Genomic DNA, 23,742 nt, shown 5'->3' with positions numbered 1-23,742 from the left:
GGAGCCTGTGGGACCGGCTTGCCCCGCGAAGAGGCCGGCCCTGATCAGAACCGGTCCAGCCGGTAAGCCTCCATGTGCGGCCCTCTCTCCCGGTCAGCCAACCGCCCCACCCATTCCGCCGTCACCGCTGCCTGGGTCAGCCCCAGGTGCTGATGCCCGAACGCAAGCATCACCCGCCCATCACACACCCGGTCGATCACCGGCAGTGAGTCCGGCAACGACGGCCTGAACCCCATCCACGGTGTCGCCCCTTCGGCATCCAGATCTTGCTGAAACAAGCCCTTGCTCAGCCGATGCAATTGCCACGCCCGCTGCATGCTCGGCGGCGCATCGAGCCCGGCGAACTCCACCGTGCCGGCCAGCCGCAAGCCTTCGGCCATGGGCGTCATGATGAACTTGCGCTCCAGCGAGGTGACGGCAAACGGCAGCCGTTGATGTTCGCCCGGCAACATCAGGTGGTAGCCACGCTCGGTGTCCAGCGGTACCCGCTTGCCGGTGAGGGCTGTGGTGAGCTTCGCCGAATGCGCGCCGCAGGCCACCAGCACCTGACGGGCTTTCAGCGGGCCCTGGTCGCTGCTCAAGGTGACGCCGGCAGCCTCCACTTGACCGTCACTGACCGCTGCCCGAACGAAGCGCACACCACTGGCCTTGGCCGCTTCGAACAGTTCGCAGACCAACCGGTAGGGGTCGAGAAAGTGCCCGGTACGCGGGAAGAACAGGCCACCCAGAAGCGACGGGCTCAACTGCGGGGCCGCTGTGCGCACCGTTTCGGCCGACCAGAAGTCCACCGGCACGGCCTGCTGGCGCATACGCGCACGCAAGGCCTCCAGCGCCTGGCGTGATTGTGGGCGTTCGAACACCAGCAACGAGCCATCTTCCTTGAGCAGGTTGCCGCGCTCGATGGATGCCAGCAACCGCTGCCAGGCCCCCAGGCTGCCTTCGTTCAGCGCACGGATGCCGGCCACGCTGCGTTGAAACGGCGCCGCCCGCAGGTTGAGCAGCAGGCGGGTGAACCAGGGCATGGCCTTGGGCAGGTATTTCCAGTCCAGGCGCAGCGGGCCCATGGGGTCCATGAGCATGCTGGGCAGGCGTTTCAGGATCGACAGGTCGGCGATCGGGAATACTTGCTCGGTAGCCAAGTGCCCGGCGTTGCCAAAAGAGGCGCCGTGGCCGGGTTGTTCGCGGTCGATCAACAGCACCCGACGGCCCTGCCTTGCCAGCTGCAGGGCACAGGCGACGCCGACGATGCCGGCGCCGACCACGGCGATGTCTGTTTCAGCAGCGTTAAGCGGCTCGACCATGGCCTAGCCTTCCCGCTTGCCGTCGAGCAACCGGCGCAGTTGCAGTGGGTTGCCGTGTTGCAAGGCCGCTGGCAGCAGAGCGTCAGGGAAGTCCTGGTAGCACACCGGGCGGAGGAAGCGCAGGATCGCCGCTGTGCCCACCGACGTGGTACGGGCATCGGAGGTGGCCGGGAACGGCCCGCCGTGGACCATCGCATCGCACACTTCGACCCCGGTCGGCCAACCGTTGACCAGGATGCGCCCGGCTTTGCGTTCAAGGGTCGGCAGCAGTGCGCGGGCACTGTCGATATCCGCCTCGTCCAGTTGCAGGGTAGCGGTCAGTTGGCCTTCCAGGTGCTCGGCAACCTGACGAATCTGCGCGTCGCTGTCGCACGCCACCACCAGTGATGCGGCACCGAAGACTTCGGCTTGCAGCGCCGGGTCGGCCAGAAACGCGCTGGCCTGGGTCACGAACAACTGGGCCTGGCATTGGTTAGGGCCTTGCGCTGGCTGACCGCTGGCGACAACTTGGGCATGGATGTTCTCGGCCAGTGCGCCGACACCTGTTTCATAGGCGTTGAAAATGCCGGGGGTGAGCATGGTCTGGGCGCCAGTGCGTTGCACCTGTTCGCTGGCGGCGGTGACGAAGCGTTGCAGCGCCGGCCCTTGACGGGCGATCACCAGGCCAGGGTTGGTACAAAACTGCCCGGCGCCTTGTGTCAGCGAAGCGACGAAACCTTGCGCCAGTGCTTCGCCGCGGCTTTGCAGGGCTGCGTCAAACAGGAATACCGGGTTGATCGAGCTCATCTCGGCATACACCGGGATTGGCTCCGGGCGTGCCTGAGCGGCGTGGCACAACGCAACGCCACCGCTGCGTGAGCCGGTAAAGCCGACGGCCTTGATACGCGGGTCACTGACCAGTGCAATCCCCACCTCACGGCCTGCGCCGTACAACAGCGAGAACACGCCTTCGGGCAGGCCGCATTGCTTCACGGCGTGGGCCACTGCCCGGCCAACCAGTTCGCTGGTGCCAGGGTGGGCGCCGTGCGCTTTGACCACCACCGGGCAGCCAGCGGCCAGCGCCGAAGCGGTGTCGCCGCCGGCCACCGAGAAGGCCAGGGGGAAGTTGCTGGCGCCAAACACCGCCACCGGCCCCAGGGCCACCTGGCGCTGGCGCAGGTCGTGGCGCGGCAGAGGCTGGCGTTCGGGCAGGGCATTGTCGACCCGCACGTCCAGCCACTCGCCGGCACGTACCACACGGGCAAACGTGCGCAGTTGCGTGCAGGTGCGGCCGCGTTCGCCCTGGATGCGTGCCTTGGGCAGGCCCGTCTCGGCGACGGCGCGGTCGATCAGGGCATCGCCCAGGGCTTCGATCTGTTCGGCGATGGTTTCAAGAAAGTGTGCCCGTTGTTCGAGCGAGGTCTCGCGGTATTCATCGAACGCCGCCCAGGCCAGTGCGCAGGCCTGGGCCACGTGCTCACCGGTACCGCCGAGGTAGGCGGGTTCGAGCGCTTGGCCGGTGGCCGGGTCGATGGCGCGGATGGCGTCGTGGCTGCCGGTTACCGGCGTTTGGCCAATCAGCAGGTTGCCTGTCAGGGGCATGGAGCCTCCTATGGAGTCAGATTCAGGTGCAAGGGTGTAGCGCTTACCCTGTGGGAGCGGGTTTACCCGCGAAGCAGGCACCACGGTGCATGGCACCGGCTTTGCCGGTGTTCGCGGGGCAAGCCCGCTCCCACGGTTATTCCCACAGTGATCAGGCGACGTTCTGCTCGGCCGACCAGTTGGCGTACCACTGACGGAACAGCGCGTATTGCTGCTCGGCGTAGTTGCGCTGGGCATCGGTGAGGGCGTCGGTTTCGTTGAAGTGCAGGCTGTACTCGCGGTCGCCGTTGAGCACCATCAGGTGCTTGTAGTACAGCACCAGGTCGCAGCCTTCATCGAACGACGACAGCACCGCCAGCGCCGCTTCCAGTTCGCGGGCCAGGCGCCGGGCCTTGGCATCACCTTTGGCGGCCTGCTTGCTCAGGCTTACCAGTTGCAGCACTTCACGGGGCAGGGCATTGCCGATCCCGGTGATGGCGCCGGTGGCATTGCAGTTGACGAAGCCATGTACCACCTGGGTGTCGACGCCGACCATCAGGGTCACGTCATCGTCTTTGGAGGTGATGTGCTCGGCGGCGTAGCGCAGGTCGGCGCCACCGCCGAACTCCTTGAAGCCGATCAGGTTCGGGAATTCGCGACGCAGTTCGAAGAACAGGTCGGCGCGGGTGGCGAAGCCGTAGTACGGGCTGTTGTAGATCACCGCCGGCAGCTTCGGTGCGGCGGCCAGAATGGCCGAAAAGTGGTGCTTCTGGGCGATCAGCGAGGCGCCGCGGGACAATACACGCGGGATCACCATCAGGCCGGCGGCGCCGACCTTGGCGGCATGGGCCGCGTGGGCGACCGCTTCACGGGTATTCACCGCGCCGGTCCCGACGATGGTCGGGATGCCGGCAGCCACCAGGCGCGCCACGCCTTCCTGGCGTTCGGCCTCGGTCAGCAGCGGCCAGTCGCCCATCGAGCCGCAGTACACCACGGCGCTCATGCCGGCTTCGATCAACTCAAGGCCTTTGCGTACCAGGGCGTCGAAGTCCGGTGTGCGCGCGGCGGTGCAGGGGGTCATCAGGGCAGGCATGCAGCCGGTGAAGATGTTGTCGCTCATGGGTGTCACTCCTTGCAGTATTCAGTCGGGGTACGAATAAAAAGGCCTGGGCGGGTCAGATGCCCCAGGCGAAAGGATCCTGTTCGTCGATCAGCAGCGTGCTGTCGGCGGTCATGTGGGCGCGGCCAGTAATGAATGGGCGAATGCGCTCGCCCTCGCGCTGGTAGCGGCCCTGGAACTGGCTGCCGGTGATGCTCGCCTGGACCCAGGTCTGGCCTTCGTCGAGCTTGCCGTCAGCGGCCAGGCAGGCCAGCTTGGCGCTGGTGCCCGTGCCGCAGGGGGAGCGGTCGTAGGCCTTGCCGGGGCACATGACGAAGTTGCGGCTGTCGGCGTCGGGGTCGTCGGCGAACAGCTCGACATGGTCGATCGGCTCGCCGTGCTCGCCCGTGATGCCCTGGGCCTCAAGGGCCTTGAGCATCGCCCAGGTGTAGTGGGTGAGTGCCTCGACGTTGTCCAGCTCGATGCGCTGGCCGTGTTCGGACACCAGGAAGAACCAGTTGCCGCCCCAGGAAATGTCGCCGTACACCACGCCATGGCCCGGTACCTCGACCGGCACCTGCTGGCGATAGCGGTAGGCGGGCACGTTGCCTACGGTGACTGCGCCGTCTTCATGCAGGGTGGCGCTGACCTGGCCAACCGGCGTGTCTATCTTGTGCACGCCGGGTGCGATCAGGCCCAGGTGTTGCAACGAGGCGATCAGGCCGATGGTGCCGTGGCCGCACATGTTCAGGTAGCCGGCGTTGTTGAAGAAAATCACACCGCAGGTGGCGTCTTGCGACACCGCAGGGCAGTACAGCGCGCCGACCAGCACATCGTTGCCGCGTGGCTCCAGCAGGCAGGCGCGGCGCCATGGGTCGTGCAGTTCGCGCAGTTCGTCACGCTGTTCGGCCATGGTGCGGCCGTTGAGCTGCGGGAAACCTTTCATGACCAGGCGGGTCGGTTCGCCGCCGGTGTGCGAGTCGATGACGTGAATGTGTTTCATGGGCATGTCCCTTGAATGGTGGCCGGGGTCAGGAAGCGACAGCGGCAGGGCGTTGGCCCGGGTAGGTGTCGGCGGCGGTTTCGCTTTCATCTTCGCCATCCAGGCGTACCAGGTGCGCTGGCACGCCAGTCGCGGCGCCCCAGTAGTAGATGCCCAGGGCACAGGCAGCCACGACCACGGTGTCGAACGGGTGGCCGATCACGCCCAGGCCGCCGAAGCTGCCTAGCCACGACAGCAGGATGGTCACGGCGTAGAAGCCGATCAACCAGGCCGACGAGCGCACTTGCTGGCCGATGGACAGGTGCTGGGTCGGCACGAAGCGGGCGCACAGCAGGTACAGCACGAACATCACGATTTGCAGGGCCAGCAGCCACGACACGGTGTTCCAGCCAGACCAGTAGACGATCAGCGCGGCGATGATGAACGACAGCGGGCCGAGCACGCCCATGCCCTTGACCCGGAACGGGCGCGGCATGTCGGGTGCGTTGCGGCGCAGCGCGGCGACGGTGACCGGGGCCACGGCATAGCTCAGTACCAGGGCCGCCGAGACCACGTTGATCAGCGCCTCCCACGACGGGAATGGCAGGGTCCAGAACACCGACAGGGCAAAGGTCAGCCATAGGGCCGGGCGGGGAATGCCGGACTGCTCGTCGATGCGGGTGAAGACTTTGAAGAAGGTCCCGGTCTGTGCCCAGCCATAGACCACGCGCGGGGTGGCGTTCATGTAGATATTGCCGCAACCGCTTGGCGAGATGACCGCGTCGGCCACCACCAGGTAGGCCAACCAGCCCACGCCCAGTGCCAGGGCGATGTCACGGTAGGGCAGTGCCAGCTCTTTGGTCACGCCGGCCCAGCCGTTGGCCAGCATCTCGGTCGGTATGCTGCCGAGGAAGGCCAGTTGCAGCAGGGCGTAAATCGCGGTGGACAACAGCACCGACAGGATCAGCGCGATTGGAATGGTGCGCTGCGGGTTCTTCACTTCACTGGCCACCGAAATGATCGGCGTCAGCCCCAGGTAGGCGAAGATGATGCCACCCGCCGACACGGCCATTTCCACACCCGACAGGCCGAACGGCGCAAAGCCCTGGACTTCGAAGTTTGCCGGTTTGAAGAAGGTGAACAGCACACCGATCACCAGCAACGGCACGATGAACTTGAACACGCTGACCAGGTTGTTGGCCTTGGCGAAGGTCTTGACGCTGCGGTAGTTGAGCAGAAAAAACAGCCCCAGCAGCGCGAACTGCAGCAACCAGCCGAGCACGCTCGGGTCACTGGACCCGGCCTTGGTCAGCTCGGGGAGCCAGGCCGCGGCGTATTGGCGCGATGCGACCACTTCGATGGCGATCAGGCTGGAAAACGCGATCAGGGTGATGAAGCCCATCAGATAGCCGAGCAGCGGGCCATGGGAGTACACCGGGTAACGCACCACGCCACCGGCGCGGGGCAGGGCAGCGCCAAGCTCGCAGTAGACGATGCCCAGCAACAGCACGGCGAAACCGCCGAGGAACCAGGAGAGGATACCGGCGGGGCCGGCGATGGCCGAGACGTGGCTGGCAGCGAACAGCCAGCCGGAGCCGAAGATGGCGCCTAGGCCGATGAAGGTGAGGTCGAGCAGTGACAGCTGTTTTTTGAATTTGCCTGACATGGGTGCGCCTTTTTGTAGGTTTTGGATAGGCAGGTCTGATGTCACGAGGTGCGGCTTTTTGGGCCGCGCTCTTGTAGGTCTTGGGCGGCTTGCGTGGGGCATAGAGTGGACCGATCGGGGCATCGGTTCTTGATGGTTTTCTGCAGGGCGGGTGACGAAATCGGCACAGTTGCAGAAAAGGCTGGCGGCTAGCGGGGCGGGTTGGATAGGCTGGAGGCCATGTCGCACAAGGGCTGCAGAGATGCATCAGCAGTGCTGGCCCCTTCGCGGGCAAGCCCGCTCCCACAGGAATACCACTTCCTTCAAGTACAGTGGTTTACCTCCCACAGGTACACCACTCTCTTCAGGTTCAGTGGTTTACCTGTGGGAGCGGGCTTGCCCGCGAAGAGGCCAGTCGCCTAACCCCCCGAGAATCGAGATGACAAAAGCCCCCCTGGCAACCCTCTACCAGTCCTTGGACCAGCACCGCCCCGCCACTCTGGAGGCCTTGCTTGCCGGGGTCTCCCTGCTGCTGCCGATTCTCGACGCGATCCCCAACGCCGCGATCTTCATCAAAGACCCCGACGCCCGCTACGTGCTGGCCAACGACACGCTGGTCCAGCGCTGCGGCCTCAAGCGTCTGCAGCCCTTGCTGGGCAAGACCAGCGCCGAAGTCTTCCCGGCGCAACTGGGCCCTGGCTACACCGAGCAGGATCGTCGCGTGCTCAAGGATGGCCTGGTCCTGCAAGACCAGCTCGAACTGCACCTGTACGGCAGCCGCGAACCCGGCTGGTGCCTGACCCACAAGCGGCCGTTGCGCAACCCCGAAGGCGCCATCATCGGCCTGGTGGGCATCTCGGTCGACCTGCAGTCAGCCGCCGACACCCACCCCGCCTACCAGCGCCTGGCAGCCGTGGATGAGCACATTCGACGGCATTTTCACCAACCGATCAGCCTGGGCGAACTGACCCGCATCGCGGGTATTTCCGTGGCGCAACTAGAGCGCTACTGCAAGCGGGTGTTCCACCTCACGCCGCGGCAGATGATCCACAAGGCGCGGCTGGAGCACGCCCATCGCTTGCTGCACAGCGACTTGCCGATCACCGAGGTGGCGATGCAGTGCGGCTACACCGACCACAGCGCCTTCAGCCGCCAGTTCAAGCAATTGACGGGGTTCACCCCGCGCCAATACCGTCTGGCGACGGCGAATCAGGTGGGCTGAAACAGCAACTTCGCTTCGTCAAAGCACTGCTCGGCAATCGCCGAGCGCGGCTCGCTGCGGCGCAGCAGCAGGCCCACCGGGCTGTGGATGCTGGCGTCGACGATGGGCAGGATGCGCATGTGGTCGCTCAAGTCTTCCAGCCCGCAATCGAGGGGCATGATCGCGCAGCACACGCCGGTGTTGATGGCCTGGATCAGCTGGAAGCTCGAGTCGCTTTCCAGCACGGCGTTGGGTTCCAGGCTGCGGCTGCGGAAACTCAGGTCCAGCGACTGACGGTAGTGCATGCCTTTGCTCAGCAAGCCCAGCGGAATCTCGCCGAGGTCTTCCCAGCGCAGGGTGTCGGCCTCGAACTGGAAGTGCCGGGTATCGTGCAGCAGGCCCATGGTGGTGGTGCCCAGCTCGATCACTTCGAAGAAGCTTGCGTTGACCTGGTCGAGGTAGCAGATGCCCAGGTCGAGCTGGTTGCGGCTCAGGCCATCCATGATCTGCTCGGTGCTGTGCGAGCTGAGCTGAAACTGCAGTTCGGGGTATTTTTCGCGCAGCGGCAACAGCAATTGCATGGGGTTGAAGCTGGCCAGCGGCACGGTGCCCAGGCGCAGGCTGCCGACCACCTGGCCGCGACAACTGGCGGCTTCGGCCTGCAGGCCGTCGTGGGCGGCCAGCAGCGTGCGGGCCCAGGCCAGAATGCGCTCGCCAGCTTCGGTGAAGCCTTCGAAGCGCTGGCCGCGTTTTACCAGCACCAGGTCCAGTTCGTCTTCCAGGTTGCGCAGGCGCATCGACAGCGTCGGCTGGGTGATGTGGCACAGTGCTGCGGCCTGGCCGAAGTGGCGGGTCTGGTCGAGCGCGATGAGGAACTTGAGTTGCTTGATGTCCATGGGAGTGCCTGGCGTCTGGTTGTGCTGACCTTAACCAAGTCAGCGATAGATGTCATTGATCACCCGGTACGCCATATCGATTGGACGCCCTTTGGCCGTGCCTCTAGCGTGGTGACAATGCCCTTTCAGGAGTAGCCCACGTGAGCGTCAAACCCGACGCGGTCTTCGTACCGCTCAACATCGCCGTGCTGACCGTCAGTGACACCCGCACCTACGACAACGACACCTCCGGCGAGCTGCTGGCCAGCCGCTCGGTGGAAATCGGCCATCGCCTGGTGGCGCGTGCGCTGCTCAAGGACGACCTGTACAAGATCCGCGCCCAGGTCGCCACCTGGATTGCCGACGAGCAGGTGCAGGTGGTGCTGATCACCGGCGGTACCGGCTTCACCGGGCGTGACAGTACGCCTGAAGCCGTTGAATGCCTGTTGGACAAACGTATCGATGGCTTTGGCGAGCTGTTCCGGGCGTTGTCCATTCTCGATATCGGCACGTCGACCATTCAGAGCCGGGCATTGGCCGGCCTGGCCAACGGCACGTTGGTGTGCTGCCTGCCAGGTTCGACCGGGGCCTGCCGCACGGCGTGGGAAGGGATCCTGGCCGAACAGTTGGATGCGCGGCACCGGCCGTGCAATTTCGTGCCGCACCTGAAATCCATCGAGGCCTGTGCAAGCCGCGGGTAATGGTTAGCTTGTGCTGGCCTCTTCGCGGGCAAGCCCGCTCCCACAGGTTCAGTGTTGATGCGAAACTTGTGGGAGCGGGCTTGCCCGCGAAGAGGCCAGCACAGGCAGTAGAAAACTCAGCTCAACACATACCCCACCGGCTCCAGCGCCGGTGGCAGTGGCTCAACCCCCAACCCCGCCAGCACATCGCGTTCCACGGTACGCACCAGCGCATCGGTGGGCAGGTCGTTCTCATCCCGCCCAAACGGGTCCTCCAGCTCATTGCCAATCGCATCCAGCCCAAAGAACGTGTAACCGACGATGGTGGTGAACAGCGGTGCCAGCCAGCCCAGCGGTTCAGCCAAGGCGAACGGCAACAGCAGGCAGAAGATGTAGATGGTGCGGTGCAGCAACAAGGTATAGGGGAACGGCAACGGCGTGCCTTTGATCCGTTCGCAGGTGGCCTGTACTTCCGTCAGCCCCACCAGCCGCTGCTCCAGCACGCTGTAGCGCCAATCGCTGATCTGCTGCTGCTCGGCTAACCGCGAGCAGTGCCCGCCGACCTCACGCAAAATGGCGTCGCAGACATTGTGCGGGCTGATTGCGTCGGGGTTGGCCAGCCAAGGCCGGGCGGCTGCCAGGTCATCCTCGTTGCGCAGCCGGGCATTGAGCGCATGGGCAAAGCCGCACAAGCTGCGCAGCAACGCGGCACGTAGCGCCGGGTCGGCGATTGCCACGCTTTCGCGCACGAACGAGCGGGTCTCGATGATCAGCTTGCCCCAGGCCTTGCGGCCCTCCCACCAGCGGTCGTAGCAGGCGTTGTTGCGAAAGCTCATGAAGATCGACAGCGACAGGCCCAGCAAAGTGAAAGGCGTGGCGCTGACCGGGTAGAAAAATGCCGGGTAGTGACGCTCGACCAGCACGATCAGCGCGGCCAGCAGGGTGACCATCAGGCAGCGCAAGGCAATGCGCTTGATGATCGAACCCTTGAGGGTGAACAGCACGCGCAGCACATCAGGGCGGGGGTGGACGATCATGGAAATCCAGAGGTGGCTGTTCAGCCGCCGGTCATGTTCATGAAACGCAGGATCTGCACCTCGCCACCCACCTCGAAGTGATGGCGGTAGGGTTTGAGGTGCAGCGAGTCACGGATGGCTTTCTCCAGGCGCCCGGCGTCGCCCGGGTGGGCACGCAGAACCTGCTTGAGGTCCACCGAATGCTCGTTGCCCAGGCACAGCAGCAGGCGGCCTTCGACGGTCAGGCGCACGCGGTTGCAGGTGGCGCAGAAGTTGTGGCTGTGCGGCGAGATGAACCCCACTCGGGTATGTGCCGCTTCGGCCAGGCGCCAGTAACGTGCCGGGCCTTGAGACGACTCGGTCGACTCGATCAGGGTGAACTGTTCGGCCAGCCTGTCGCGCACTTCGTCACTGGAGTAGAACGACTCACCGCGCTGGTGTTCGCTGATGGCACCCAGGGGCATTTCTTCAATGAAGGTAATGTCCAGCTCGCGGTCGATGGCAAAGCGCACCAGGTCTGCCAGCTCGTCATCGTTGCGGCCTTTGAGCACCACGCAGTTGAGCTTGGTTTTGCGAAAGCCTGCCTGGCGCGCGGCGTCGATGCCGGCGATCACCTGGTTGAGGTCGCCGGTGCGGGTCAGTTGCTTGAAGCGCCCGGCGTCCAGGCTGTCGAGGCTGATGTTCAGGCGCGATACGCCGGCGTCGAACAGCGGCTGGACCAAGCGCCCGAGCTGCGAGCCGTTGCTGGTCAGGCACAGCTCGCGCAGGCCGGGCAGGGCGGCGATGCGCCCGCACAGCTCGACGATGCCCTGGCGTACCAGCGGCTCGCCACCGGTCAGGCGGATTTTGCGGGTGCCTAAAGCGACGAAGCGCTCGGCCACCTGGAACAGTTCTTCGAGGCTGAGGATCTGCTGGCGCGGCAGGAACTGCATGTCTTCGGCCATGCAGTACACGCACCGGAAGTCGCAGCGGTCGGTGACTGACATCCGCAGATAGTCGATTTTCCGGTTGAAGCCGTCGATCAGGGCCCGGCTGTTCTGTTCCACGATTGCGCTCGAATGGGATGGACTCAGCTCCAAGCTATAACCTGGCCGCACCCCCGTCAAATTGCTTTCCCCGACTGGTTGATCAATCTCGTCTATCACGGTTGCGGGGGGCGCGAGGCAATGACCAAACCATGATCGAAACGGCTTATCAGGCCGTAAGATCTTTCGATTGGACGGCGCTGCCCCACGCTCAATAGTCTGGAAAAAACACCGAGTGTGAGGATTCACCGCATGAGCCAGGACGAACATATCAGGGACTACAAAGGCGCCGCCGCCGGCTGGGGGGCGCTCAAGAGCGTGACCAAGAGCTGGCTGGGCAGCGAAAACGCCTTCAAGAACCTGCGGGCCATGCTCAAGACCAACCAGAACGGCGGCTTCGACTGCCCCGGCTGCGCCTGGGGCGAGTCGCCGGAAAACGACATGGTCAAGTTCTGCGAAAACGGCGCCAAGGCGGTCAACTGGGAAGCCACCGGTCGCTCGGTAGACCCTGCATTCTTCGCCAAGTACAGCGTCAGTGCGCTGGCCGAACAGACCGACTACTGGCTTGAATTCCAGGGTCGGCTGACCCACCCGATGCGCTACGACGCGGCCACCGACCACTACGTCGAAACCTCCTGGGATGATGCTTTCGCCCTGGTCGCCAAGCACCTGCAAGCGCTCGACTCGCCCGATCAGGCCGAGTTCTACACCTCGGGGCGGGCCAGCAACGAAGCAGCGTTTCTGTACCAGCTGTTCGTCCGCGCCTACGGCACCAACAACTTCCCCGATTGCTCGAACATGTGCCACGAGGCCAGCGGTGTGGGCATGTCGGAAACCCTCGGCGTGGGCAAGGGCACTGTGGTGTTCCATGACCTGGAACTGGCCGACGCCATTTTCGTCATCGGCCAGAACCCCGGCACCAACCACCCACGCATGCTCGAACCGCTGCGTGAGGCGGTCAAGCGTGGCGCTCAGGTGGTGTGTTTCAACCCGCTGAAGGAACGTGGCCTGGAGCGCTTCCAGCACCCGCAGCACCCCTTCGAGATGCTCAGCAATGGCTCCGAGCCGACCAACACCGCGTACTTCCGCCCGGCCCTGGGCGGCGACATGGCGGCCATGCGTGGCATTGCCAAGTATTTGCTGCAGTGGGAGCGTGAGGCCCAGGCCAAGGGCGAGCCGGCGGTGTTCGACCATGCCTTCATCGCCGAGCACACCAGCGGCGTCGATGCCTACCTGGCGGCGGTAGATGCCACCTCTTGGGCGCATATCGTCGAGCAGTCGGGCCTGACCCAAGCCGAGATCGAACTGGCTGCGCGTATGTACCGCAAGGCTGAGCGGGTCATCATGTGCTGGGCCATGGGCATTACTCAGCACCGCCACTCGGTGCCCACCGTGCAGGAAATCGTCAACCTGCAACTGCTGCGCGGCAACGTTGGCAAACCCGGCGCTGGCCTGTCGCCGGTGCGTGGCCATAGCAACGTGCAGGGCGACCGCACCATGGGTATCGACGAGAAGCCCAAGGCCGGGTTGCTCGATGCCCTGGAAAAACGCTTCCAGTTCCGTGTGCCCCGCGCCCATGGGCATAACGCTGTGCTGGCGATCAAGGCCATGGAAGAAGGGCAAGCCAAGGTGTTCATCGCCCTGGGCGGCAACTTCGCCCAGGCAACCCCGGACACCCCGCGCACCCATGCAGCCCTGCGCAACTGCGCATTGACCGTGCAGATTTCCACCAAGCTCAACCGTTCGCACCTGGTCACCGGCCGCGATGCGTTGATCCTGCCGTGCCTGGGCCGTACCGAGATCGACCTGCAGGGCAGCGGGCCGCAGGGCGTCACCGTGGAAGACACGTTCAGCATGGTGCACATCTCCCACGGCCAGTTGCGCCCGCGCTCGCCGCACTTGCGTTCGGAACCGGCCATCGTTGCCGGCATGGCCCAGGCGACCTTGGGCAAGCAGCCGATCGATTGGGACTACGCCATTGCCGACTACGGCCGTATCCGCAGCATGATCGCCGATGTGATCCCAGGCTTTGCCGACTTCAACGAGCGCCTGCAGCACCCGGGCGGCTTCCACCTGGGCAACAACGCGGCGGATCGCAACTGGCGCACCGCGACCGGCAAGGCACGTTTCAGTGCCAGTCAGTTGCCGGAGCAACTGGTCAATGCCCAGGTGCTGGCCCGTGGCGACAAACCGGACCTGATCCTGCAGACCTTGCGTTCGCACGACCAGTACAACACCACCCTGTATGGCCTGGATGACCGCTACCGTGGGGTGTTCGGCCTGCGTGAGGTGGTGTTCGTCAATGAGGCCGACATTCGCCGCCTGGGGTTCGAGCCTGGCGAGCACGTGGACCTGGTGTCGCTGTGGGAGGACGGGCGCGAGCGGCGTGTATCCGGGTTCCGCCTGGTGGCGTATGACGTGCCCGAGGGGCAGGCCGCGGCGTATTACCCGGAAACCAACCCGTTGGTGCCGCTGGAGAGTTATGGCGAGGGGACGTATACCCCGACCTCGAAGTTCATCGCGATCAGGGTAGAGAAAGCCAAGGCGGGGAACCGGATCGAGGCGGTGCAGGCGGCGGAGTAAAGGTTTGCCTGATCCGGCCTCTTCGCGGGCAAGCCCGCTCCCACAGGTATATCTCAAGGCTTGAGCAGTGTGCCTCCCTGTGGGAGCGGGCTTGCCCGCGAAGAGGCCAGCACCGATCAGGGGCGGTGCACTGGGTAAGCCGTGGTGTATTTCATCTGTTCCATGGCAAAACTAGAGGTAATGTTGGAAAGCCCATCCGTGCGGGTGATCAGCTTCTTGTAAAACTGGTCATACGCGCCAATGTCACTCACCACCACCCGCAGCATGTAATCCCAATCCCCAGACATGCGGTAAAACTCCATCACCTCTTCGAAACCGGTCACGGTGGCGGCAAACTGCTCAAGCCAGGCGCTGTCGTGGCGCTGGGTCTTGAGCTGGACGAACACGGTCAGGCCCAGCCCCAGGCGCGTGGGGTCGAGCAGGGCGACGCGGCCAAGGATGTAACCCTCTTCTTCCAGGCGCTTGACCCGCTTCCAGCAGGGCGTGGTGGACAGGTTCACCGCCTCGGCCAGGTCCTTGAGGGAAATGGAGGCGTCACGCTGCAGCAAGGTGAGGATGTGTTGGTCGAAATTGTCCATATCGATTACGGGCTGGCCAGAGAATGATTTTCTCCAGATTACTGCAAAACCAGAAAAATGCATGACCTCTGCTGCGTGTCCTTGCCGCCCGCACTGGTTGTGCGATAGTTGCAGGCTTACCTCAGTCAATGGACCGGATCATGTCCGACAAGCCGCGTAATTTCGCCACCCGCACCATCCACGCCGGCGAGCAGCATAGCGTCGCCGACAACGCGATTTTCCCGCCCATCTATACCGCCAGTTCCTACATCAAACGCAGCCTGGACGACAACCCCGAGTATGCCTACAGCCGTGTCGGCAACCCGACTCGGCATGCCTACGAAAGCTGTGTCGCAGCGCTGGAAGAAGGCGTCGGCGCGGTAGCCTGTGCCTCCGGCGTGAACGCCACTGCGACGGTGCTCGAACTGTTGCCCAAGGATGCCCACGTGGTGGTGATGAACGGTGTCTATGGGGGTACCTTCCGTATCCTGGAGGACTACCGCGGCCATACGTCGGGGCTGACCACCACCTACGTCGACCTCAACGACCTGCAGGCCGTGGCCGCAGCGATTCGCCCGGAAACCCAGCTGATCTGGATCGAATCACCGACCAACCCCTTGCTGCACTTGGTCGACATCAAGGCCGTCTGCGACCTGGCCCGCTCGCGGGGCATCCTTACCTGCATCGACAACACGTTCTGCTCGCCTTGGAACCAGCGCCCGATCACCCTGGGGGTGGACCTGGTGATGCACTCGGCCAGCAAGTACATCGGTGGCCATTCCGACCTGACCGGCGGTGTGGTGGTCGCGGCCAATGACGCGCTGCTGGCACGTCTGCGCAAGATCAGCATGGCGGTCGGGGCGATTCAGGGCCCATTCGACTGCTACCTGGCCCTGCGCGGCCTGAAGACCTTGGATGTGCGCATGGAGCGCCAGTGCGCCAATGCCCTGCAGGTGGCGCGTTTTCTCGAAAGCCATCCGCAGATCGAGCAGGTCTTTTACCCGGGGCTTGAAAGCCACCCACAGCATGACCTGTGCAAACGCCAGATGCGCGCGGGCGGGGCCGTGGTGGCAATGAAGGTCAAGGGCGGCGACCGGGCGGCGCTCAATCGCCTGGTGGAAGCCTTGCAGATCTTCGTCCTCGCCGACTCGCTGGGTGGGGTGGAAAGCATGATCAACCACTCCTGGAGCATGTCGCACAACTCGCTGAGCCCGGAGCAGAAGGGCGTGATGGGGATCAGTGAGAACCTGCTGCGGTTGTCGGTGGGGATCGAGGACTATCGGGACCTGATCGAGGACCTGGATTCGGCATTGCGGGCGTCGGCTGGCGTGTGAAGGCTGCTGGCCCTATCGCTGGCTTGCCGGCGATAGGGCCGGTTGACTTGGCAAAAATCCTTCAGGATTTCGGCGGATGAATGGTCCGTTCGATCTTGTCCTTGATCAGTAGCCGCTCCTTGCGCAAGCGGGTGACGGTGTCGTCGGTGCTGGCGTTGCCTTCGGCGGCCAGCACTTCCTTGTCTTTGGCGTTGTACTCCTTGTGCAGTTTGTGCAGGTCATGGTCTTTGTCGATGCGCGCCTGGAAGTCCTCGGCAGTGATGTTCAGGTCAGCGAGCAGATCATGCGGAACGGGCATTTCTTCACCTCTCTTGGGGGTTGGCGAATGGTCCTGACCTTTGAGGATAGTCGCCTTTGCGCGGGTGGGGGCCTGGGGTAGGCTGTCGCAGCCTGCCATCAATCGGGCGGCGAACGTGGCTGGCCAGGCACAATGGCGGCTGAATAAACTTAATTTAATGTTGGAAAAAGGCCACCTCACTGTTTTGTTGGCGGCTTTTTCACGAAAAATTGATGGTGCACTTTCTAGAGTTCAGCCAACTTTCCCTCCCGGTGCCGCACAGGCCGCGGGCTGATAATCACTCTTGATTGCGAACACTGATGCTCAACTTCAAATCCCTGCGGACTGAATGGGTCACGCTGCTGGCTAGCCTGTACCTGCTGATCGGCTTGAATGTCTTTCTCTGGCAGCACTTGGAACAGGTGCTTCCGCCAGGGCTGGCGGGGCTTTGGCTGGGCCTGGCGTTTGCCGTGCTGATGCTGTTCGCATTCAACCTGATCCTGACGTTGTTTGCCTTCCGGTATGTGTTGAAACCGGTGCTTGTCTTATTGTTCATGAGTGGTGCGGGTGTTGCTTACTTCATGAATCAATACGGTGTGCTTATTGACGCCGGTATGTTCCGTAATATCGCCGAAACCAATGTAACGGAAGTGCGCGACTTACTCTCGCTGAAGTTTGCTTTGTATATGCTGGGGTTGGGTGTCTTGCCGTCGGTGTTGCTGTGGAAAGCCCCGATCGCTTACCGCGCCTGGCACCGCGAACTGCTGGGCAAACTGGTGGTGAGCGGCGCTTGCGTGGTGGCCCTTGGGTCGGTGGCACTGATCAATTATCAGGGGTTGTCTTCGCTGTTTCGCAATCACCATGAACTGCGCCTGATGCTCACCCCGAGCAATATCGTGGGGGCCTCCATTGGTTATGTCAGCGAGCGCGTCGGTACTGCGGCCAGGCCCTTCCAGCTTTATGGCACAGATGCTCACCGTGATGCCGCCTGGCAGCACCATGAGCGCAAGTCGTTGACGGTGCTGGTGGTTGGTGAAAGTGCACGGGCTGACCATTTCGGCGTGCTCGGCTATGACCGGGACACCACCCCCAACCTGGCCAAGGAGCAGGGCCTGCTGGCGTTTTCCGATGTGCACTCCTGCGGTACTGAAACCGCCGTTTCGGTGCCCTGCATGTTCTCGGGCATGCCGCGCAAGGACTACGACGCTCGCGTGGCGAAAAACCGTGAAGGGCTGCTCGATATCCTGCAGCGGGCAGGCCTGGCCGTGCAGTGGCGCGACAACCAGTCGGGCTGCAAGGGCACCTGTGATCGGGTGCAGTTCATCGATGTCAGCAACCTCACCGACCCGGCACTGTGCGCTAACGGCGAATGCCACGACGAGATCCTGTTGCAGGGCCTGGGCGAGCTGATCGACACCCTCGACAAGGACACCGTGCTGGTGCTGCACCAGATGGGCAGCCACGGCCCCGAGTACTTCAAGCGCTACCCCAACGCCAGCGAGCGCTTCACCCCAGTGTGCCAGAGCAATGCGCTGAACCAGTGCAGCGAGCAGGACATCATCAACGGTTACGACAACACCTTGGCCTACACCGACAAGGTGCTGGCGTCCCTGATCGACACGTTGCGCAGTAAACAGGACAAGGTCGACACGGCGATGATCTACCTGTCCGACCACGGTGAGTCGCTGGGCGAGTACAACCTGTTCCTGCACGGCACCCCTTACGCCATTGCCCCGGAGCAACAGAAGCACGTGCCACTGCTGACCTGGTTCTCCGACAGCTACAAAGAGGACTTTGGCCTGGACACCGACTGCCTGGCCAGGCTCAGCGATGCCCCGCTGTCCCAGGACAACCTGTTCCACTCCATGCTCGGCCTGTTGCAGGTGCGCACCGAGGTGTACCAGCAATCGCTGGACATGTTCGCCAGCTGCCGGCCTTGGCTGGCAGCCAAGCACTGATCGCCAATGGCCTGCAGCAGCACCGTTTATCTATTCCAGGGATGGCGCAGGTTTCACCCGCAGTGCCCGCGCCGTATATACTGCGCGCCAATGTTAGTGGGAGAGCCTCGTGGCCATCGAAATACACTGGATCCGTGACGACCAGACCCTGGCCGAACTCTGCCGAAGCTGGCGCGAACTGCCCTTCGTAGCGCTCGACACCGAATTCATGCGGGTAGACACCTTCTACCCCAAAGCGGGGCTGATCCAGATCGGCGACGGTCAACGTGCCTTTCTGATCGACCCGCTGCTGATCAAGGACTGGCAGCCCTTGGCCGATCTGCTCGAAGACAGCGGTGTGGTCAAGGTGCTGCACGCTTGCAGCGAAGACCTCGAAGTGTTGCTGCGCCTGACTGGCAAGTTGCCTCAGCCACTGTTCGACACGCAGTTGGCCGCCGGTTACCTGAACCTGGGCTTCTCCATGGGCTACTCGCGCCTGGTTCAGGACGTGCTGGGGCTCGAGTTGCCCAAGGGGGAAACCCGCTCCGACTGGTTGCAGCGCCCGCTTTCCGAAACCCAGATCAGCTACGCCGCCGAAGATGCCGTGCACCTGGCCGAGCTGTTCATCGCCCTGCGTCCGCGTCTGTCCGACGACAAGTACGCGTGGGTGCTGGAGGACGGCGCTGAACTGGTTGCCCAGTTGCGCCGCGAAGTCGTGCCCGAGAGCCTGTACCGCGACGTCAAGCTGGCCTGGAAGCTTGCGCCCCAGCAGTTGGCGGTGTTGCGCGAGCTGTGCGCCTGGCGCGAGCGCGAGGCACGCAACCGTGATGTGCCGCGCAACCGCATTCTCAAGGAGCACTCGCTGTGGCCGATGGCCAAGTCCCAGCCGTCCAACCTGTCGGCGCTGGCCAAGATCGACGAGATGCACCCGCGCACCATCCGCCAGGACGGTGAATGCCTCGTCCAGCTGATCAAGCGTGCTGCCAGCCTGCCCGCCGATCAGTGGCCGCAGGTTCTGCCCGAGCCGCTGCCGATCGAAGCGGCCGGCATCATCAAGCAGCTGCGCGCCATCGGCCAGGCCGAAGGTGAGCGTCTGGGCATTGCCCCAGAGCTGATGCTGCGCAAGAAGACCCTGGAAGCGCTGCTCAAGAGCGGCTACCCCAATGGCCCCTATCAACTGCCCGATTCGCTGCGCGGCTGGCGTCGCGAGCGCATGGGCCAGGCCCTGCTGGACAACCTGGCAGGTGCCGGAGAGACCCAATGAAACGTATCTGCTCAATCTACAAGAGCCCCCGCAAGAACGAAATGTACCTGTATGTGCTCAAGGCCGAAGGCCTGGAGCGCGTGCCCGAGGCCCTGCTGCCGTACTTCGGCACCCCGGTGCATGCCTTCGACCTGGTGCTGAGCCCAGAGCGCAAGCTGGCGCGCGAGGACATCGTCAAGGTGCTGGAAAACCTCGACAACCAGGGCTATCACCTGCAGATGCCGCCGGTCGAAGACGAGTACATCGAGCACCTGCCCGAAGAGCTGCTGCGCCGTAACGACCCGGTCTGACCCAGGCCAGGTTCCCTTCTTTCGCCAAGTGGCCCGTGTGTCGGGCCGCTTTCGTTGTCTGCCAAGGTTGTCTTCACGATGCGCGTTCTGATCGCCGAACAGGATCATGCCAATTACGCCCAGCTGTTGGGCCAGGCGGCCCCTGACCTGGAAATCCTGACCAGCAGTGACTCTGCCGAGCTGGCGCTCCAGGCGCCGCAGTGCTCGGTGTGGCTGGGCCAGCCCGACTTGCTGGCGAGCCTGCTGCGCCAGGGCCACACGCCAGCCTGGATGCAGTCGACCTGGGCGGGCATCACGCCGCTGCTGGCCGACGGTTTGCCACGGGATTACCGCCTGACGCGTGCGGTCGGCATTTTTGGCCAGGTGATGGCGGAGTACGTGCTCACCTACCTGCTTGGCCACGAGCGCGAAGTGCTGTCGCGCCTGGTGAGCCAGGTCGAGCGGCGCTGGGACGACCGCCCTGGCGGGACGCTGGAGGGGCGCCAGGTGTTGATCGTCGGCACCGGCGATATCGGCCAGCGCGTGGCTGAGTTTCTCCAGCCATTTGGCGTCACCCTGTACGGTATCGCCAGCAGCGCCCGTGCGCAGGCGCCGTTCGTTGAGGTGGCCGGGCTGGCTGACCTACCGCGCAGGGTCGAACAGGCGGATTACGTGATCAACCTGCTGCCGGACACGCCCGCTACCCATGATCTGTACGATGCGGCGCTGTTCCAGCGCTTCAAGCCCACGGCGTTGTTCATCAATGCCGGGCGTGGGGTGGCGGTGGTCGATGGCGACCTGGTCGAAGCACTCAAGCAAGGCCATTTGGCGGGCGCGGTGATCGATGTGTGCCGCCAGGAGCCGCTGCCCCAGCGTCATCCGTTCTGGACCGCCTGGGGGCTGCTGCTGACCGGGCACAGCTCGGCGCCCACCTCGCCGGCGGCGATGGTGCGGTTGTTTGTCGAGAATGTGCGGGCGTATGAGGCGGGACAGGGGTTGCGTGGGGAAGTGGACTTCACCCGGGGTTATTGATTTGTAGTGTCTGTACTGGCCTCTTCGCGGGGCAAGCCCGCTCCCACAGGTACATCGCAGGGTTCAGAACTGCAGGGCGGTTGTGGGAGCGGGCTTGCCCCGCGAAGAGGCCAGTACAGCCAACAAAAATGCTTACAGGCTAAAATCACCCTCAGCCGCCAGCTCGCTCAGCGGCCGGCGCGGGCTCGGCACTTCACGCGCTTGCAACGCCTCGGCCAAGGTCGCCTTGTCGCCCAGTTTGCCGATCGCCACCATGGCATGCAGCTCGTAGCCCTCCGGCACCTTCAGTTCGCTGCGTGCCAGTGCCTTGTCGAAACCGGCCATGCCGTGGGTGTGCCAGCCGCTGATGCTGGCCTGCAGGGCCAAATGCCCCCAGGCGGAACCGGTGTCGAAGGTGTGCCACAGGGCCGGGCTTTCTTCGGCGGCGCCAGGCGCTGCGAAGGTGGTCTTGGAGATGATCAGCACCAGCGCCGACGCCTGTTGCGCCCAGCTGCGGTTGAACGGCACCAGCAGGTTCAGGTAACGCTCCCAGTTCGGCGTATCGCGGCGGGCATAAAGGAAGCGCCAAGGCTGCGAGTTGTACGCCGAAGGCGCCCAGCGCGCGGCTTCCAGGAAGCTCAGCAGGGTCTCTTCGCTGATCGGCTCGGCAGTGAAGGCGCGGGGCGACCAGCGGTTGATGAACTGCTCGTTGATCGCGTAATCGGCAATACGGGGGGTGGCGCTCATGGCTGCTCCTGCAAGAGGATGGGGAAAACCGCACGCTACTGCGTCCCGTCGTCACTGACAAGCGGTCTGGCTTTGCCGAAGGCCAGGCTCTAGACTGGCGCCGCCGCGCGCCGCCCACTGAAGATGAATGCAGGAAACCCGTGTGATGATCGCTGACAGCGCGCCGTTCTGGCGGCGCAAGACCCTTGAACAACTCAACCCGCAAGAGTGGGAATCGCTCTGTGACGGTTGCGGTTTGTGCTGCCTGCAAAAGCTTGAGGACGAGGACGACAACAGCATCTATTACACGCGCATTGCCTGCAAATTGCTGGACCTCGACACCTGCCAGTGCAGCGACTATCCCAACCGCTTCGCTCACGTGCCCGACTGCATCCAGCTCACCCCGGGCAAGGCCGACCAGTTCAAGTGGCTGCCAAGCACCTGCGGTTACCGCCTGGTCAGCGAAGGCAAGGATTTGCCTGACTGGCACCACTTGATCTGCGGTGATCGCCAGCAAGTCCATGAACAGCGCATTTCCCAGTCAGGGCGTATGCTCAGTGAGCATGATGTCGACGAAGACGACTGGGAAGACCACCTGATCTTTCGCGCCAGCTGACCGGCGCGCCCCGTCGCTTCTGGGAAACAAGGAGTTTCTGAATGCGTTGCCAGCTGTTGTTGCTTTTGAGCCTGGTGGCCTGTTCACCGGCCTGGGCGAAGAACGTCGACCTGGACTATCACGTGCGCCTGCTGCCCGCCAGTGGCCAGGCCGAAGTACGCCTGACCCTGGCTGAAGGCAGCAGCGTTCGCAGCTTGGACTTCGACCTGGGCAAGGGCGGCACCTACAGTGGCTTCCAGGCCGACGGCCAATGGCAGGTTGTAGGCAAGGGCGAGCGTGGTGTGTGGCACCCGGCGCCCGGCAAGACCAGCCTCAGCTACCGTGTGCAGTTGGACCAGAAGCTGCGCAGTGGCGCCTACTCATCGCGCATCACGCCCCATTGGGCCTTGTTCCTGGGCGATCAGTTGGTGCCGCCTGCGCACCTCGATCAACAGGACGGTACCGAGCTGGTGGCGCGCCTGTGGTTCGACCTGCCCGAAGGCTGGAAGAGCATCGAAACGTCCTGGCCACGTATCGGCAAGGACAAATTCCGCATCGACAACGTCTCGCGCCTATTCGACCGCCCCACCGGCTGGATGTTGGCCGGTGATCTGGGTAGCCGCCGCGCGCGCCTGGGCGAAACCGAGGTCACTGTCGCCGCGCCGGTCGGGCAGGGCATGCGCCGCATGGACAGCCTGACCCTGCTGACTTTTGTCTGGCCGCAATTGCAGGCGGTGTTCCCACGTAACCCTCCGAAACTGCTGTTGGTCGGTGCCCGTGACGGCATGTGGCGCGGGGCGATGGCGGCGCAGGGTTCGCTGTACATGCACAGCGCACGGCCGATGATCAGCGAAAGTGGCAGCAGCCCGTTGTTGCGCGAACTGGTGCAACTGTTTGCGCAGATTCACGGGCGCGAGGGCAGTGACTGGCTTGTCGAGAGCCTGACCGACTACTACGCCAGCGAGCTGCTGCGCCGGGCGGGCGGGGTGAGCGATGACCGCTACCAGGCTTGGCAGGCGCGCTTGAGCAAGCAGGGCGCCAAGGTCACCCAGCTCAAGGGCGAGCAGGCCAGCCCGGCGCAAGTTGCCCGTGGCGTGTTGCTGTTGCAGGCGCTGGACAAGGAAATCCGCATCCACACCCAGGCCAAGCGTTCGCTGGATGATGTGGCGCGGGCGCTGATGCGCTTGCCGAGTGTGAGCACCGAAGAGTTCGTGCAGATCAGCGAGAGTGTGCTGGGGCGCCGGTCCGAGGTGTTGCAGAGCAAGGCGTTGCGCTAGAGATCGGTGTCACCTGTGCCGGCCTCTTCGCGGGGCAAGCCCGCTCCCACAGTCGCTTCACTGGTCCTGGGGCAGTCCAGTCCTGTGGGAGCGGGCTTGCCCGCGAAGAGGCCGGCACAGGCAAAACACCTCAAAGGCCAGTCAGCGGATCCTTCCCCGTCACCGTCACCCCTCGGGTAGCCGCCTTGGCACTCGCCTTCAACGCCTGCAACTGCGCAGCACTCTGTTCGATGTCCGCGCGCAACCGGTTGTATTCCTGACGATGGCGCTGCCACCAGGCCTTGGTCGAGCAATGCCCGCTGACCCCGCGCGCAACCGCCAGGCCGCCCACCACCATCTGCAACAGCCCGACCAGGCCACCATGACGCAGCCCCTTGCTGAACATCAGCGCCCCGCCGGCCAGCGAGCCGACCCTTTCCAGACCCTGAACATTGTGCTCCGGCGATGCCGCAGCGGTATGGATATCGAGCATGGCAAGCCCTCCGTATCAAGTGTAAGCAGCTGACCGCAGGTCGCTTGCAGCCGTTC

General features: G+C 63.9%; 22 protein-coding genes. 10 read left to right on the top strand and 12 right to left on the bottom strand.

What is annotated here, in order from left to right; translation table 11 throughout:
• Nucleotides 1-44: 44 nt before the first annotated feature.
• The 5 genes from ACSSU5_RS04315 to ACSSU5_RS04295 all read right to left on the bottom strand — a co-directional run bounded on the left by ACSSU5_RS04315 (nt 45) and on the right by ACSSU5_RS04295 (nt 6,608).
• Nucleotides 45-1,301 (bottom strand): NAD(P)/FAD-dependent oxidoreductase, encoded by a 1,257-nt coding sequence (locus ACSSU5_RS04315; RefSeq protein ID WP_492560680.1) that lies wholly within the window; start codon nt 1,299-1,301, stop codon nt 45-47.
• Nucleotides 1,302-1,304: 3 nt separating this feature from the next.
• Nucleotides 1,305-2,882, bottom strand: coding sequence for an aldehyde dehydrogenase (NADP(+)) (locus tag ACSSU5_RS04310; protein ID WP_492560679.1), 1,578 nt, complete (start codon nt 2,880-2,882; stop codon nt 1,305-1,307).
• Between the two features lie 151 nt (nt 2,883-3,033).
• Nucleotides 3,034-3,981 (bottom strand): dihydrodipicolinate synthase family protein, encoded by a 948-nt coding sequence (locus ACSSU5_RS04305; RefSeq protein WP_264312005.1) that lies wholly within the window; start codon nt 3,979-3,981, stop codon nt 3,034-3,036.
• Between the two features lie 55 nt (nt 3,982-4,036).
• On the bottom strand, nt 4,037-4,963 hold the full coding sequence (locus ACSSU5_RS04300) for a 4-hydroxyproline epimerase (protein ID WP_492560678.1): 927 nt from the start codon (nt 4,961-4,963) through the stop codon (nt 4,037-4,039).
• 28 nt (nt 4,964-4,991) lie between these two features.
• Entirely contained in the window at nt 4,992-6,608 is a 1,617-nt protein-coding gene (locus tag ACSSU5_RS04295) for an APC family permease (RefSeq protein WP_492560677.1), read from the bottom strand.
• 418 nt (nt 6,609-7,026) lie between these two features.
• Here ACSSU5_RS04295 and ACSSU5_RS04290 point away from each other — a divergent pair, with 418 nt between their 5' ends.
• Nucleotides 7,027-7,809 carry a helix-turn-helix domain-containing protein gene (locus tag ACSSU5_RS04290; protein ID WP_492560676.1) on the top strand — a complete coding sequence of 261 codons (783 nt, stop codon included), beginning with the start codon at nt 7,027-7,029 and terminating at the stop codon, nt 7,807-7,809.
• On the opposite strand, the gene ACSSU5_RS04285 is transcribed toward ACSSU5_RS04290, so the two are convergent.
• Nucleotides 7,797-8,684 carry a LysR family transcriptional regulator gene (locus tag ACSSU5_RS04285; protein WP_264312009.1) on the bottom strand — a complete coding sequence of 296 codons (888 nt, stop codon included), beginning with the start codon at nt 8,682-8,684 and terminating at the stop codon, nt 7,797-7,799. The genes ACSSU5_RS04290 and ACSSU5_RS04285 overlap by 13 nt on opposite strands.
• Nucleotides 8,685-8,824: 140 nt before the next feature.
• On the opposite strand from ACSSU5_RS04285, the gene moaB reads away from it, so the two are divergent.
• Nucleotides 8,825-9,364: a molybdenum cofactor biosynthesis protein B gene (gene moaB, locus ACSSU5_RS04280; RefSeq protein ID WP_492560675.1), complete on the top strand. Its 540-nt coding sequence runs from the start codon at nt 8,825-8,827 to the stop codon at nt 9,362-9,364.
• Between the two features lie 116 nt (nt 9,365-9,480).
• Here moaB and ACSSU5_RS04275 read toward each other — a convergent pair whose 3' ends face one another.
• Both ACSSU5_RS04275 and moaA read right to left on the bottom strand, forming a co-directional pair.
• Entirely contained in the window at nt 9,481-10,380 is a 900-nt protein-coding gene (locus ACSSU5_RS04275) for a bestrophin family protein (protein ID WP_492560674.1), read from the bottom strand.
• A 20-nt stretch (nt 10,381-10,400) separates the two neighbouring features.
• Nucleotides 10,401-11,405, bottom strand: a complete 1,005-nt coding sequence (gene moaA, locus ACSSU5_RS04270) for a GTP 3',8-cyclase MoaA (protein WP_492560673.1) — start codon at nt 11,403-11,405, stop codon at nt 10,401-10,403.
• 231 nt (nt 11,406-11,636) lie between these two features.
• Here moaA and ACSSU5_RS04265 point away from each other — a divergent pair, with 231 nt between their 5' ends.
• On the top strand, nt 11,637-13,967 hold the full coding sequence (locus ACSSU5_RS04265; RefSeq protein WP_492560672.1) for an FdhF/YdeP family oxidoreductase: 2,331 nt from the start codon (nt 11,637-11,639) through the stop codon (nt 13,965-13,967).
• Nucleotides 13,968-14,083: 116 nt separating this feature from the next.
• Here the strand turns inward: ACSSU5_RS04265 and ACSSU5_RS04260 are convergent, their stop codons facing one another.
• Nucleotides 14,084-14,545 (bottom strand): Lrp/AsnC family transcriptional regulator, encoded by a 462-nt coding sequence (locus ACSSU5_RS04260; RefSeq protein WP_492560671.1) that lies wholly within the window; start codon nt 14,543-14,545, stop codon nt 14,084-14,086.
• A gap of 128 nt (nt 14,546-14,673) precedes the next feature.
• On the opposite strand from ACSSU5_RS04260, the gene ACSSU5_RS04255 reads away from it, so the two are divergent.
• Complete coding sequence (locus ACSSU5_RS04255; protein WP_264312015.1) at nt 14,674-15,858, top strand: trans-sulfuration enzyme family protein; 1,185 nt, start codon at nt 14,674-14,676, stop codon at nt 15,856-15,858.
• A 61-nt stretch (nt 15,859-15,919) separates the two neighbouring features.
• Here ACSSU5_RS04255 and ACSSU5_RS04250 read toward each other — a convergent pair whose 3' ends face one another.
• A complete protein-coding gene (locus tag ACSSU5_RS04250; protein WP_264312016.1) occupies nt 15,920-16,156 on the bottom strand; it encodes an HP1242/YdcH family protein in 237 nt (78 codons plus the stop codon).
• Between the two features lie 299 nt (nt 16,157-16,455).
• Between ACSSU5_RS04250 and ACSSU5_RS04245 the strand changes: the two genes are divergently transcribed.
• The 4 genes from ACSSU5_RS04245 (at nt 16,456) to ACSSU5_RS04230 (ending at nt 20,637) form a co-directional block, all read left to right on the top strand.
• Nucleotides 16,456-18,093, top strand: a complete 1,638-nt coding sequence (locus ACSSU5_RS04245; protein WP_492560670.1) for a phosphoethanolamine transferase — start codon at nt 16,456-16,458, stop codon at nt 18,091-18,093.
• A 109-nt stretch (nt 18,094-18,202) separates the two neighbouring features.
• Nucleotides 18,203-19,336, top strand: a complete 1,134-nt coding sequence (gene rnd, locus ACSSU5_RS04240; RefSeq protein ID WP_264312018.1) for a ribonuclease D — start codon at nt 18,203-18,205, stop codon at nt 19,334-19,336.
• Entirely contained in the window at nt 19,333-19,626 is a 294-nt protein-coding gene (locus tag ACSSU5_RS04235; RefSeq protein WP_264312019.1) for a YcgL domain-containing protein, read from the top strand. Before rnd ends, ACSSU5_RS04235 begins: the two co-directional genes overlap by 4 nt.
• A gap of 78 nt (nt 19,627-19,704) precedes the next feature.
• The gene (locus tag ACSSU5_RS04230) at nt 19,705-20,637 is read left to right on the top strand and encodes a D-2-hydroxyacid dehydrogenase (protein ID WP_264312020.1); all 933 of its coding nucleotides are present in this window, start codon (nt 19,705-19,707) and stop codon (nt 20,635-20,637) included.
• A gap of 132 nt (nt 20,638-20,769) precedes the next feature.
• On the opposite strand, the gene ACSSU5_RS04225 is transcribed toward ACSSU5_RS04230, so the two are convergent.
• Nucleotides 20,770-21,363 carry a nitroreductase family protein gene (locus ACSSU5_RS04225; protein WP_264312022.1) on the bottom strand — a complete coding sequence of 198 codons (594 nt, stop codon included), beginning with the start codon at nt 21,361-21,363 and terminating at the stop codon, nt 20,770-20,772.
• A gap of 145 nt (nt 21,364-21,508) precedes the next feature.
• Between ACSSU5_RS04225 and ACSSU5_RS04220 the strand changes: the two genes are divergently transcribed.
• Nucleotides 21,509-21,958, top strand: coding sequence for a YcgN family cysteine cluster protein (locus ACSSU5_RS04220; RefSeq protein ID WP_492560669.1), 450 nt, complete (start codon nt 21,509-21,511; stop codon nt 21,956-21,958).
• 41 nt (nt 21,959-21,999) lie between these two features.
• A complete protein-coding gene (locus ACSSU5_RS04215; protein WP_264312024.1) occupies nt 22,000-23,214 on the top strand; it encodes a hypothetical protein in 1,215 nt (404 codons plus the stop codon).
• A 130-nt stretch (nt 23,215-23,344) separates the two neighbouring features.
• Here ACSSU5_RS04215 and ACSSU5_RS04210 read toward each other — a convergent pair whose 3' ends face one another.
• On the bottom strand, nt 23,345-23,686 hold the full coding sequence (locus tag ACSSU5_RS04210) for a DUF2892 domain-containing protein (protein WP_264312025.1): 342 nt from the start codon (nt 23,684-23,686) through the stop codon (nt 23,345-23,347).
• Between the last annotated feature and the right edge of the window lie 56 nt (nt 23,687-23,742).

The organism is Pseudomonas sp. E1MeOHC2 (assembly GCF_058745025.1).
The sequence above is the reverse complement of the archived record's forward strand: the minus strand, read 5'-3'. Positions and strand labels throughout refer to the sequence as shown.